Below are 13,434 nucleotides of genomic sequence, written 5' to 3' on the forward strand. Positions count from 1 at the left end.
CTTGCTTTCCTCTACACTTTTAAAATAAAACACACTGTGCAAATTGCATTGGCACTACCATCATAATTATATGCTTATTTCATATATTTTTAAAGACTTTTATTACAAACGTGGCGTTTTTTTGTAATAAAAGTCAAAAAAATGTTACAAATAAAACATCTTCCTATCATATATCTTCAAATCAAAGCTTCACTCATTTTCTTGCAAATTTCTATACTGGTACAATTGATTTTGCGACTTTCTCAACAGTTCTTCAAACGTTTTTCCTTCTACTGGATAGCTAGCTGCTCCAAATAAAAGAGTGACACTGAGTAAATCACCTTCTATTTCACTTTCAATATTTTTCATTAATCGTTTTGTTATTGTTGATGTTTCATGCCCATTATCAATTGCTACAATAACGTACTTATTTTCATCCCACTTTGTAACAACATCGCCCTTCCGAATTGTCTTTACAATGGTACTCTCTAATTTTTGTACTAACACTCCCAACTTTTTTTCTTGCAACGTGTCTTTTAACCCTTCCCATTCTTTTACAGAAAGAATGTACACTGTAATATTACGAGAATCTCTTTCAGATAAAGCAGCTACTTTCCCAAAAAAATCAACAACAAAATCATTGCTTGCCATTCCTCCTACTTCCATACCCATACGCTCGTTTGTTCTTTTATCGTACCAATGTCCAAAATAATAACTTAGTATCATTTGCAATATATAAATAATAAAGACGGTATAAAATGATCGTGAATCCAGTTTTGCAATTACATCCTGAAGTGCAATCCATTCTGTAACTGCCACAGTATTGCCAAGCAATAATCCACTAATTTTTCCTTTATGTTTCATACTTTTCCCCCTTTTATACCAATATATGTTTCTATATCAATAATGTTTTTCTACAAAATAAAAAATGTACATATGCAATGTACATTTCTGCTTAAGCTTGTATACCTTTTCTACTCTATTTCATATATATAATATATAACTTTTATAGAAAGGAGTAATCTATATGCTACAAAAAGAGAATCTATCAGATGCTATGCGTTTGCTAGCTGGTTTTCTATTATCATTAAAATTATTATTTACCTCTTTCGGGATACACTTTATTACAAACGATCAAATCGACGCTATTGTTAATGTTGTTTCATTTTTATTTATTCTATACTTTGGCTACAAAAATAACTATGTAGGAAAAAAAGGAATGGAGCAAAAGAAAATACTCAAAAAACACAACCTTCACTAAAAAAGGAACCTTTTGTACAGGTTCCTTTTTATCATTGACGCACAACAACTTCATTTGTTTGCAGTGGGCCATATGATATCTCTTTATCTTGAAATGTATATGTAGCCTGAAAGAATGTTTGTTTAAGAGCTTTATCTTTATTAGCTTTTATTTTACAACGTAGTTCCACCTTCTCATTCGGTAACAAATCATCAATTCGCCATCTAACAAGCTGGAATAAAAACTCACTTATCCCCTTATCAACTTTTAAAGAATTAGGAATATAAGCAAAGTAATCTCGAATCATATGACTTACAACAACTCTCGAAATCATTTCTACCCCTTTATTTTCCACTTCAATTCTCATAATAAGTATGTCGTTTACATCGTAGGTCAATTCATACGAAAATTGTTCTGTATACATACTACCAATTTGTAATGTAACGGCTACTTGAGGAAATTCGTTTTCCTTTTTCGATCCGTCAATCCACAATACTGGTTGTAGCGGTATTGAATACTTTCCTGTATCCGAAATTCGTCCCCATATTTTCATAATATATATTCACCTCATTTCAGATGTAACATACACACAATGAATTCCCCAAATTCCTAAAGCTTGCTACAAGCAATGTTTAATATTTCTCTTCCTTTTATCCTATTCGACAATATGAAGAAAAAACCATTTTTCATCTATTAACAGAAGGTGTTCTTTATGAAATTTTTTTACAATTTACTTCATTCCCTTCATAGCAATATTCGTATGGCTCACTCGTTCTCTACTCATACGAAAGAATATTTTGACGGAAGAAAAAATTTGCTTTATAGTCAAATTTGACTATAATATTCTTTATGGCATATAAGTGCACTTATGGAAAAGAAATTAACATCAACTATACATTTAAATTTTTTATCCACTGCACTCAAAATTTAATATAGTTTACTTATTTCTAAAGGAGGGTTATATTTGGAAACTCAACCATTAAAAAAAGAAGCCAACAAGACAAAATTTGTTGTTGCTGGTTTACTGCTTGGTATATTAATGGCCGCAATGGATAATACAATCGTTGCAACCGCAATGGCAACAATCGTTGGAGACCTGGGAGGATTTGATAAGTTTGTTTGGGTCACATCAGCTTATATGGTAGCAACAATGGCAGGGATGCCTATCTTCGGGAAACTTTCTGATATGTACGGGCGGAAACGTTTTTATATTGGTGGCCTCATTCTTTTCTTATTCGGTTCTGCGCTCTGCGGAACAGCTTCAAGCATTGAGCAATTAAGTATTTATAGAGCTATTCAAGGGATCGGTGGTGGTGCCCTTATGCCTATCGCCTTCACAATTATGTACGATATCTTCCCACCAGAAAAACGCGGGAAGATGACAGGACTATTCGGTGCTGTTTTCGGGACATCTAGTGTATTCGGTCCTTTATTAGGTGCTTATATTACAGACTATATAAGTTGGCATTGGGTCTTCTATATCAATATTCCATTAGGACTTATCTCCTTTTTCTTCATTACTAAATACTACAGTGAGTCTCTAGAATTTAGAAAACAAAAAATTGATTGGGCTGGTGCTATTACACTTGTCATAAGTATCGTTTGCTTAATGTTCGCATTAGAACTTGGTGGTAAGGAATATGCCTGGAATTCTACTGTAATTATTGGCTTATTTACAACAGTAGTTATTACGCTTATTATTTTCTTCTTTGTAGAACGAAAAGCAACCGAGCCTATTATTTCATTCCATCTATTTAAAAAACCTTTATTCGCAGCTAGTCAAGGAGTTGCCTTTTTCTATGGTGCCGCTTTCATTATCTGTACAGTTTATATTCCAATCTTCATTCAAGGCGTCCTTGGAGGTTCCGCCTCTAATGCTGGATTAATTTTAACACCAATGATGGTTGGTTCTGTAATTGGAAGTCAAACGGGAGGACAATTAGCTTCTCGAACAAGCTATCGTAACATTATGATGGTATCTGGTGTCTTCTTCGTTCTTGGTATTTATTTATTAAGTACTTTAACAATGGACACACCTCGTTTACTCGTAACACTATTTATGATTCTCGCTGGGCTTGGTGTTGGTTTCTCATTCTCAGTATTAAGCATGTCTTCTATTCACAAGTTGGAAATGCGGGACCGTGGTTCGGCGACATCAACAAACTCATTCTTCCGATCACTCGGTATGACTCTTGGTGTAACGATTTTTGGTACAATTCAAAATCATATTTTTACAGATAAACTAAACTCTGTATTCCCCCCTGAACTAGCAAAATTAGCTCCAAAAGGCGGAGACACAAGTTTCTTATTATCACCAGGCGCTACCGCAAAAATTCCTGCTGAAATATTAGCGGGTATTAAGGAAGCTCTCGCTACATCTATTGCGAACACATTCTTCTGGGCACTCATCCCGGCTGTACTAAGTATTATTTGTATTTTACTTATGGGAAATGAACGCCTCTTTACAGGCCCTAAAAAGAAAGAAAAACAAAAGCAAGTTAGTTAATATAAAAAAGAAGCGGCATATCCCTTTATGAAAAAGGATATGCCGTTTATAATATGTATAAAGTTTTTATATACAGGAGTTGAGACAGCATGAGCATGAAATTAGTCATTCTCGGCTTACTACTCGAAGGAGATAAACATCCATATGAAGTGCAGCATATTATGAAAGAACGACAAATGGATTGTTACATTAAATATGCTAAAGGATCACTTTATTACGCCTTCGAGCAATTAGAAAAGCAAGGGGCAATTCATATTACAAATGTAATTAGAGACACAAATCGACCTGACAAAACGATTTTTCATATAACAGAAGCAGGCAAAAAACTATTCCACACTTTACTATTAAAACAATTCGAAGCCAAAAACCAAATATATAAACCTATTTATTCAGCCTTATCTTTCGCTCACTTTAGCAATGATCACGAATTAGTTCCTATTTTAGAAAAAAAGAAAAACGATACTCTTCAATATTTACATACTATGCAAACGATATATGATTGTAATAAAGGAAAGGTTCCACGTGCACAACTATATATTTTGCAAAGTGTAATTGAGCATATTACAGTTGAATTACAATGGCTAAACACCCTCCTTAAAGATGCTATAGCAGGCCGACTTTCAGAAGTTGCTATAGATGAAGATTGAGCTATGAAAGAAGACATCCCTACTTCTTTCATAGCTCAATTTCTCTTTTCATACTGTAATATTATTCGTTACTCCAGAATACAAAAAGTCAGAATACTAAGAAATAAAAACTTTAGAATTTTCTTATTTTAAAACAGTAGACAAAATTCCAAAAATTATGTTAAAATTTGTTTCAATATCATATCGCTTGTTAAATTCCTTTCAAAAGGAAAATAGGTACACGAAAGTTTTGTTTCGTGTTTAAAAGGGAAGCTTGGTGAAACTCCAACACGGTCCCGCCACTGTAAATGCTGAGATTTCTTTTTGGTGCCACTGTGAAAACGGGAAGGTAAAAGAAATTATATGAAGCATAAGTCAGGAGACCTGCCTGTTTTAACAACACTGATAGATTCACGGATGATGATGAGGTGTTAAAACAAAAAGGAAGGCTTATTTTCTATGTCTTTGTACTTTTTGTTATAGGTATTTCCTAGTAAACGGAAATGCTTACTTTCAATTAGGGAGGAATTTAAAATGGCAATTCAAACAAGTAACTTAGGTTATCCACGTATCGGACTACAACGAGAGTGGAAAAAAACATTGGAAGCTTTTTGGTCCAATAAAATCGATGAAGAACAATTTTTAACAACAATGAAAGAAATTCGCCTTCAACACGTAAAAGTACAGCAAGAAAAAGGGATTGAACTCATTCCAATTGGCGACTTTACATATTATGATCACGTTTTGGATACTGCCTATATGCTAGGATTTATTCCATCACGTTTTTCTGAGTTTACATCTTACCTTGATGTATATTTCGCAATGGCGCGTGGCTCTAAAGATCACGTAGCTTCCGAAATGACAAAATGGTTTAACACAAACTATCACTATATCGTTCCTGAATATGAAGAGGGATTACAAATCTCTTTAAAAGATAATCGTCCACTTCGCTTATACGAAGAGGCAAAACAAGAATTAGGAGTAGATGGAAAGCCTGTTATTTTAGGACCATATACTTTCTTAAAATTAGCTAAAGGCTATACACAAGAACAATTTCCTACCATTTTAAAACAGTTAGTTGCACCTTACGTACAACTACTTTCAGAACTACATGCAGCTGGTGCACCAGCCATTCAAGTTGATGAACCGATTTTCGCTTCTTTAACTAAAAAAGAAGTTCAACAAGCAAAAGAAATTTATGAAGCTATTCGTAAAGAAGTTCCAAATGCGACTCTTCTTTTACAAACATATTTTGATAGCGTAGAAGAAAACTATGAAGAAATTATTACATTCCCGGTATCCGGTATTGGATTAGATTTCATTCATGGTAAAGAAGGTAATCTAAATGCTATTTCAAAATATGGATTCCCAGCTGATAAAACTTTAGCTGTCGGTTGTATAGATGGCCGTAACATTTGGAGAGCTGACCTTGATGAAGTTCTTGAGTTATTTACAACGTTACAAAAACAAGTCCAAACGAAAGATATCATCGTTCAGCCTTCTTGTAGCTTATTGCATACACCAATCGATAAAACAGAAGAAACTCACTTATCGACTGAGCTGTTTGATGCGTTAGCATTTGCAAATCAAAAATTAGAAGAATTAGTTCTTATTCATTCCGCTCTCACTCAAGGTACAGAAAGCATTAGTAATGAGCTGGAAACATATCGAAACGTACATCATACAATTCGTTCATCTGCTGCACGTAACCGAGAAGATGTCAAAGCAGCACGAACAGCACTAAAAGAAGAAGATTTTTCACGTCCTCTTCCATTTGAAAAACGATACGAATTACAACAAGTTGCTCTAGAGTTACCGCTATTACCAACAACGACTATTGGTAGCTTCCCGCAAACAACTGAAGTTCGTCAAACGCGAAAAGAATGGCGTAACGGTGTTATTTCAAATGAACAATATGAACAATTTATTGAAAAAGAGACAGAAAAATGGATTCGTTACCAAGAAGAAATTGGGCTTGATGTCCTTGTACATGGTGAATTTGAAAGAACTGACATGGTCGAATATTTTGGTGAGCGCCTTGCTGGTTTCTCATTCACTAAAAACGGTTGGGTACAATCATACGGTTCCCGCTGCGTAAAACCACCTGTTATTTATGGTGATGTAGCCTTTATTAACGGCATGACTATTAAGGAAACAGTTTATGCGCAAAGCTTAACAGAGAAAGTTGTAAAAGGAATGTTAACCGGACCTGTTACAATTTTAAATTGGTCCTTCGTTCGAAATGATATTCCAAGAAAAGAAGTTTCGTATCAAATTGCACTAGCTCTTCGTCACGAAATTGAACTACTTGAATCTTCCGGAATTAGAGTAATCCAAGTCGATGAGCCCGCACTTCGTGAAGGAATGCCACTAAAAGAAAAAGATTGGGATGCTTATATTACATGGGCAGTACAATCCTTCCTTTTAGCAACTTCTTCTGTAGCAAATGAAACACAAATTCATACTCATATGTGTTACAGTAACTTCGAAGATATTGTTGACGCGATTCGCGCATTAGATGCAGATGTAATTTCTATCGAAACATCAAGAAGTCACGGAGAATTTATTGATACATTAAAACATACAACATATGAAAAAGGCATCGGCCTAGGTGTATATGATATTCATAGCCCACGTGTACCGAGTAAAGATGAAATGTATAAAATCGTAGAACAATCTTTAGAAGTATGTGATCCTAAATATTTCTGGATTAATCCTGATTGTGGTTTAAAAACGAGAAGAACAGAAGAAGTTATTCCAGCTTTAGAACATATGGTGCAAGCAGCGAAAGATGCTCGTTCCCTTTTAAAAACAAACGCATAACAAAAATGGGTTATCCTTTTCTCAGGATAACCCATTTTTTATTCTTTACTTTCAAAAAAGAATTCATATTGTATTTTATATAATTCATCATCCGTTGGCTCTTCAAGAGGAATTGCTTGTAATACAACTGTATACTCACCATTTGGAATAGGTATTTGAAATTTATTAGAAAGAATACTCGTTATAACGATACTTTCATTTTCAACTGTAAAAGGAACCGTAATCGTTCTAACTACTTCTTCTTTTTCAATATGTTTCCCTGGGGTCACTTTCACTTCACAAGTATAATCAGAAAGTGCTTCAAAAATAACAGTTCCATCTGCCTTAGCATAACCTCTTTCAAAATCTTCATCAGTCCAATCTACATAAGGCTGCTCACCGTCATAGTTCATCAACATTAATTGCGAATAAGAAATCGTTAACTCCATAGTTCCCCTTCTCCTTCATTATGAAATATACAACTACTACTTCACTTCAAATTTTACTCGCGTACCATCTGGGTATTTATCTAACTTATTCCCTACCCAAGAACCTGCTCCGCGGTTATCCGCCGGACTTATATATTCAATATGTGCTCCTTTTCCGCCTTCCTTGCACATCGCCATTGGCCATTCATCACGATCATACCCTTTTTTTGATGGATATTGTGCTAACGACAATTTCCTTCTATCTGCAGCACCACCACGATCGATTGTACAAACTTCTGAATGCCCTTCTTTTATAGCATCCGTAATATGTTTTCCTGTCTCTGGATAACGTTCTTTCGGAAATTCTAACACTTGATCATACGTATTCGTTTTCTTTACACTTGTTTCCTCTGGCACAAGTACTTCATAAACTGCTACTAAAATAGACAGAATTGCGATAATTGAAATGATAATACCTTTTAATTGCTTCATGTATACCTCCATGTTTCTACCAGTTTCTTTTCCTCCGTTATTATAACAAACTTCTCCTGTATATGTTTTCAGACATTATTTTAGTTATTCCTTGCCATTCCGCCAAAAATTTTCATTTTTTCACTAATGCTGTAGAAAACTAATAGCCTTCCGACATTCTTTTTCAAAGGAAGTCCTCATAAAAGATTGAAATGATATATACGATACTTTTTGGGGAGGAAATATGATGGAAGCTACCTATAAAACGAAAGATGTCACGAATAAAACAGGCATCCCAAAACATATAGTTCGCAAATATAGTCAACTGTTAGAAGAACATGGTTATATGATTTCCAAAACAGCTGATGCTCGTATTTATAAACTTGATGATTTAAAATTATTGAAATCTATACACGAAAGAGCTGCTACATTACAAGAAGATATTTCAGAAACGATACCGATTATTTTAAAAGAAAAAGAGGCCCCACCTGTACCAGTTATACAAGATAAGCAAGAGATACAAACGAAAGAAAAAGAAGATGGGCGTAACTTTGAGGAGTTCATGTTAAAACTTGAAATGCTAGCTCAATTAAATGAGGCAATTATTCATCAAAATTCTACTTTAATTACACAAAATCGTTTAAAGGATGAGAAACTAGACGAATTGATGCAACAAGTTTATGTAAAAGAAGGCTCTCAAGAAAAAATGCTTCAAGAGTTAGTCGATCACGCCGCTCAAACAGATGCACTGCAAAAAGAAAAGATGGACTTATTAATGAATCATATGTATAAACGAGAATCCAAACAGGAAGAAAAAATGAATAAACTTGTTAGTCAAATTTATAATAAAGACAGTAACCGTGATGCACAGCTTATGCAAGTTATTCGAGAAATTCAAGAAACAAAAAGAATGGTTGCTGCCTCAAAAGAGCAAAGCTTCTTTCAATCATTTAAAAGTTTATTTAGCCGAGCAAAACAAGAAAAAACAAATGAATAAACAATATAAAATAAAAAGTTACCTTTCATCGGTAACTTTTATTCCTTATTTTGTACAGCTGGTAATATAATAATTGCTTCAGTGCCTTTTCCACTTTCACTCTTATATTCCAATGTACCATTATGCGCTTGTAAAATACTAAATGTTACCATAAGTCCTAATCCTGTCCCTTTTTCTTTTAAAGAATAATATGGTTGCCCAAGCCTTGCTAACTGTTCATTCGTCATACCAACACCACTATCTTTAACTCTTATTATGATTGTTTCGTCTTTTTGAATAGCTGTTACTTTTAAATATCCTTTATTTCCTTGAATTGCTTCAATACCATTTTTAACAACATTCATAATAGCTTGCTTCAATTTTGTCTTATCACCAATCGTATAAAGACTTTCTGAAATTTCAACTTGTAAATATACACCTTGCATCGCTGCAAATGACGACATGAGAGTGGTCATTTCTATTAATTGGGCTGATAAACAAATGTGTTCTTTTTTCTCAATTTGCGGCCTTGCTAAATTTAAGTAATCTGAAATAATTTGTTCCGCCCGATCCAATTCAGCTAATACGAGACGCATATAATCCTTATTCTTCACATCTTCCGTACTTTCTAGCAATTGGATAAATCCACGAACAACAGTTAGTGGATTTCGAACTTCATGTGCCACACTTGCTGCTAACTCACTTACAATATTAAGCTTTTCTGATTTTTGCATCTCTGTACGTAGCAATGCATTTTCATTTAAATATTCAGTTAAATACACCTGAAATACCATTGTCATGACCATGATAAGCGAGGCAAATATAAATCCGCTATATATTTGCGAAATATACGGTGTAAATCCTGTTTCCAAAAGAACATTAATCATGCCTAATACTAAAGAAACAAGCACATAAAATGATGAAATCATAAATGCTAAAATTAATTTCTTATCCCTTGAAAAAAGAGACCATTTCTTTGATAAAAATAGCGGAACTATCAATAAAAATATTACTTCTAAAACTGGAAGAAAGCTCATTCCCTTTAGTAACCATTCATACGCAACAAAAATAACCGCTGGGATTAAACCAACAATCCCACCATATAAAAAACCACTGACAATTGGAATGGGGTGAAAGTTATACCCACACACATTGCCAAAACAAATAGAGTATGTCATGGAGAGAACGAGCGTAACGCTAGATAAAAACATAATAAAGTAACGATTTGGCTTCGGAGGCATTTCTTGATAGCGATTTAAACGAATCGCTTCATATAAAAATAGTGGCAAAATTATGATGGCAATTTGAATCAATAAATCACGGATAAGCTCCATAACCTCTCATCCCCTATATGTATTTTGATATGATTATATCATTTTATAGGTGTATTTGTTTTAAAATTTTGATTTTTCTTAACATATTTGTTAATTCTTTGTTAACAACTCATAATAATTGTTACAGATTTTCGAAATGATTGTAAACCCTGTACCAAATTTCCTTCGTGCAGTATACAATGAATACGGATTACAAAGAAAATATAAAAATACTTTTTTAGACGGACAACTATAGCAAAATACAGCATATAATCCATACTATCTATGTTTACAAATAAGTGATCATTACTTTAGTAGGAGGAAGATAAATATGGCGGGTACTACGCTTGTTTTAAAAGAAGAAAATTTGGTTGTTCTAGAAAATGTTGAAAAATCAGTATATGAAGAGTTACAGCATAAAGCGGGAGATGAAAACTGCACATGTGCTGTGAACCAATCAGTCGTTCACCTTGGCAAGGTATCCTCTGTACTCTGGAATGAAGATGAAATAGATTGGGAATACGGATATTAAAAAGTCGCTTATAGCGGCTTTTTTTCTCTTTTCTCTCTCTTTCTAAATAACATATACAAAGCGTAATCATAGAAAATATGATAAAATGAACTTAATTTTCAAACGGAAGAAAGGGAGATACAATGGAACAATTCATTAACCCTAGAGTGAAGGACATCCAAATTTCTGGAATCCGTCAATTCTCTAACATGATTCAAAACTATGATAATTTGATTTCTTTAACAATTGGACAACCCGATTTCCCTACACCTTCTCTCGTAAAAGAAGCGGCAAAACGGGCGATTACAGAAAACTATACAAGCTATACACATAACGCTGGTTTACTAGAATTACGTAAGGCAGCTTGTAACTTTGTAAAAGATAACTACGATTTACATTACTCACCTGAAAACGAAACCATCGTTACAATCGGTGCTAGCGAAGCAATTGATGTTGCATTCCGAACGATTTTAGAGCCAGGAACAGAAGTAATTTTACCTGCTCCTATTTATCCAGGTTACGAACCCATTATTCGATTATGCGGTGCAACGCCTGTTTTTGTAGATGTTCGTGAAACTGGATTTCGTTTAACAGCTGAAGCGCTTAAAAATGCTATTACAGAAAAAACAAGATGTATCGTACTACCGTATCCTTCTAATCCAACTGGTGTAACTTTATCAACAGAAGAGCTAAAAGATATTGTAGATGTTTTAAAAGATAAAAATATTTTCGTCCTTTCAGATGAAATTTATAGCGAGCTTGTATATGAACAAAAGCATACATCTATCGCTCATTTCCCAGAAATGCGTGAAAAGACAATTGTCATTAACGGTTTATCTAAATCACATTCTATGACTGGCTGGCGTGTTGGACTTTTATTTGCACCAAGCTATTTAGCAGGACACATATTAAAAGTTCATCAATACAATGTAACGTGTGCTACTTCAATCGCTCAATACGCTGCAATTGAAGCATTAACAGCAGCTAAAGACGCACCAAAAATGATGCGCCACCAATATAAAAAACGCCGTGATTACGTATATAATAGACTCACTCAAATGGGATTAACAGTTGAAAAGCCAACAGGTGCATTTTACTTATTCCCATATGTTGGTCATTTGACATCTTCATCATTTGATTTTGCACTTGATCTTGTCAAAGAAGCGGGACTAGCTGTAGTTCCTGGAACAGCATTCTCTGAATACGGTGAAGGCTACCTTCGCTTGTCCTATGCGTATAGTATCGAAACTTTAAAAGAAGGCTGCGACCGATTAGAAGCCTTTCTAATGAAAAAAGCTAAGAGTTAAACTCTTAGCTTTTTTATGCATAATGATCACAAGTTTGACGTTTTAGTAATTTATGAGGAATAATGATACACTTTGCAGTGGATTCTGCATTCTCTACTTTATCAACTAAAGCTTTTGCCGCCTCATATCCTAGCTGATAAATATTCACATCAACTGTCGAAAGTGGAGGGCTCGCAATTTCCGATAATAAAGCATTATTAAAGCTTACAATAGAAACATCTTTCGGTACAACAAATCCTTTTTTAGAAAGAGCACTTAACACACCAAGTCCAATTAAGTCATCCGTTGCCATAATTGCCGTTGGCGGTTGCTGCAGTCCCATTAATTCCTCAACAGCTTGTTGACCACTTTCCCTCGAAAAATCAAAATGTAAAATATATTCTTTTGGTAATACAATGTCTGCTAATTTCAAGGCATCACTCATACCAGCTAAACGATCTCTCGTTACAAGTAAATCTGATCCACCACCAATGAACGCGATTTGTTTATGCCCTAATGAAATTAAATATTCTGCCACTTCTCTTGCAGCTGTATAATTGTCATTATCTACATATGTAATTTCATCTTTTCGATCATATGGTTTTCCTATTAAAACAAACGGGAAATTTTGTTCATGTAAATATTGAATAATCCGATCATTCTCCCTTGAATATAAAAGAATAATGCCACCAATTTGGCGTCCTTGTACCATCTTTACGACACCATTAAAAATTTCTTCTTCCGTTTCACCTGTCGACATGTAAAGCGCATAACCTTCTACGTGTGCAAATGAACTAATCCCTCTTATAACTTCTGGGAAAAATGGATTTTGAAAAGCTTTACTTGCAGAACTTGGCATAACAAGACCAAGTGTTTTCGTCGTTTGGTTCGCAAGATTTCTCGCATTTAAATTGGGATGATACCCTAATTCACTCATCACTTTCCTAACACGGCGCTTTGTCTTTTCACTTATACTTGGATTATCAGCAATTACACGAGAAACTGTTGATGGTGCAACATTCGCTTGCTTCGCCACATCTTTAATTGTAACTGTCATAAAAATCCCCCTCCTCTCATTTCTCTGCCATTTTTCATATATTTTATCTCGCACTCATTGCAAGTCATAAACTTTCATTTCTTATATCTTGCAAAACTAATCCTATTCTCCCTCTTCATGTATTGTAAGGGATATAGCTATTTTTTCCTATACTATAATATACTATTTATTTCACTTCTTTTCACATGTGATGTCAAATCTCTTTTCATCTCCCTATAAACTTATTTATAGGGAGATGA

Annotated in this window: 13 protein-coding genes and 1 riboswitch; of the genes, 7 read left to right on the forward strand and 6 right to left on the reverse strand. The window is 34.3% G+C overall.

All coding sequences use genetic code 11. The features are described from left to right. Positions 1 to 189: 189 nt before the first annotated feature. Complete coding sequence (locus BC_RS19940; RefSeq protein ID WP_000680820.1) at positions 190 to 843, reverse strand: diguanylate cyclase domain-containing protein; 654 nt, start codon at positions 841 to 843, stop codon at positions 190 to 192. 163 nt (positions 844 to 1,006) lie between these two features. Between BC_RS19940 and BC_RS19945 the strand changes: the two genes are divergently transcribed. Further along, positions 1,007 to 1,240 carry an SPP1 phage holin family protein gene (locus tag BC_RS19945; RefSeq protein ID WP_000939448.1) on the forward strand — a complete coding sequence of 78 codons (234 nt, stop codon included), beginning with the start codon at positions 1,007 to 1,009 and terminating at the stop codon, positions 1,238 to 1,240. A 31-nt stretch (positions 1,241 to 1,271) separates the two neighbouring features. Here BC_RS19945 and BC_RS19950 read toward each other — a convergent pair whose 3' ends face one another. Further along, on the reverse strand, positions 1,272 to 1,772 hold the full coding sequence (locus BC_RS19950) for a hypothetical protein (protein ID WP_000708120.1): 501 nt from the start codon (positions 1,770 to 1,772) through the stop codon (positions 1,272 to 1,274). A 411-nt stretch (positions 1,773 to 2,183) separates the two neighbouring features. Between BC_RS19950 and BC_RS19955 the strand changes: the two genes are divergently transcribed. From BC_RS19955 to metE, 3 genes are all read left to right on the forward strand, one after another. Further along, the gene (locus BC_RS19955; RefSeq protein ID WP_000449912.1) at positions 2,184 to 3,725 is read left to right on the forward strand and encodes an MDR family MFS transporter; all 1,542 of its coding nucleotides are present in this window, start codon (positions 2,184 to 2,186) and stop codon (positions 3,723 to 3,725) included. Positions 3,726 to 3,814: 89 nt separating this feature from the next. Next, a complete protein-coding gene (locus BC_RS19960) occupies positions 3,815 to 4,372 on the forward strand; it encodes a PadR family transcriptional regulator (protein ID WP_000062059.1) in 558 nt (185 codons plus the stop codon). Between the two features lie 197 nt (positions 4,373 to 4,569). Further along, a riboswitch (cobalamin riboswitch) is annotated at positions 4,570 to 4,757 on the forward strand. Between the two features lie 128 nt (positions 4,758 to 4,885). Further along, the gene (gene metE, locus BC_RS19965; protein WP_001007608.1) at positions 4,886 to 7,174 is read left to right on the forward strand and encodes a 5-methyltetrahydropteroyltriglutamate--homocysteine S-methyltransferase; all 2,289 of its coding nucleotides are present in this window, start codon (positions 4,886 to 4,888) and stop codon (positions 7,172 to 7,174) included. A 38-nt stretch (positions 7,175 to 7,212) separates the two neighbouring features. On the opposite strand, the gene comJ is transcribed toward metE, so the two are convergent. Together comJ and nucA are read right to left on the reverse strand one after the other, a co-directional pair. Further along, positions 7,213 to 7,602: a competence protein ComJ gene (gene comJ / locus BC_RS19970; RefSeq protein ID WP_000424030.1), complete on the reverse strand. Its 390-nt coding sequence runs from the start codon at positions 7,600 to 7,602 to the stop codon at positions 7,213 to 7,215. A gap of 36 nt (positions 7,603 to 7,638) precedes the next feature. Beyond that, entirely contained in the window at positions 7,639 to 8,073 is a 435-nt protein-coding gene (gene nucA / locus BC_RS19975; protein ID WP_000811496.1) for a DNA-entry nuclease, read from the reverse strand. 226 nt (positions 8,074 to 8,299) lie between these two features. Here nucA and BC_RS19980 point away from each other — a divergent pair, with 226 nt between their 5' ends. After that, positions 8,300 to 9,049, forward strand: a complete 750-nt coding sequence (locus BC_RS19980) for a DUF3967 domain-containing protein (protein WP_000388471.1) — start codon at positions 8,300 to 8,302, stop codon at positions 9,047 to 9,049. Between the two features lie 38 nt (positions 9,050 to 9,087). Here BC_RS19980 and kinB read toward each other — a convergent pair whose 3' ends face one another. Further along, positions 9,088 to 10,362, reverse strand: coding sequence for a sporulation sensor histidine kinase KinB (gene kinB, locus BC_RS19985; protein ID WP_000420370.1), 1,275 nt, complete (start codon positions 10,360 to 10,362; stop codon positions 9,088 to 9,090). Positions 10,363 to 10,672: 310 nt separating this feature from the next. Between kinB and BC_RS19990 the strand changes: the two genes are divergently transcribed. Both BC_RS19990 and BC_RS19995 read left to right on the forward strand, forming a co-directional pair. After that, on the forward strand, positions 10,673 to 10,873 hold the full coding sequence (locus BC_RS19990; RefSeq protein ID WP_000929278.1) for a hypothetical protein: 201 nt from the start codon (positions 10,673 to 10,675) through the stop codon (positions 10,871 to 10,873). Positions 10,874 to 10,995: 122 nt separating this feature from the next. Further along, positions 10,996 to 12,159 (forward strand): aminotransferase A, encoded by a 1,164-nt coding sequence (locus tag BC_RS19995; RefSeq protein ID WP_000434582.1) that lies wholly within the window; start codon positions 10,996 to 10,998, stop codon positions 12,157 to 12,159. A 13-nt stretch (positions 12,160 to 12,172) separates the two neighbouring features. On the opposite strand, the gene malR is transcribed toward BC_RS19995, so the two are convergent. Beyond that, complete coding sequence (gene malR, locus BC_RS20000) at positions 12,173 to 13,195, reverse strand: maltose operon transcriptional repressor MalR (protein WP_000219053.1); 1,023 nt, start codon at positions 13,193 to 13,195, stop codon at positions 12,173 to 12,175. Between the last annotated feature and the right edge of the window lie 239 nt (positions 13,196 to 13,434).

Origin of the sequence: Bacillus cereus ATCC 14579 (assembly GCF_000007825.1) — a bacterium.
Classification (GTDB): domain Bacteria; phylum Bacillota; class Bacilli; order Bacillales; family Bacillaceae_G; genus Bacillus_A; species Bacillus_A cereus.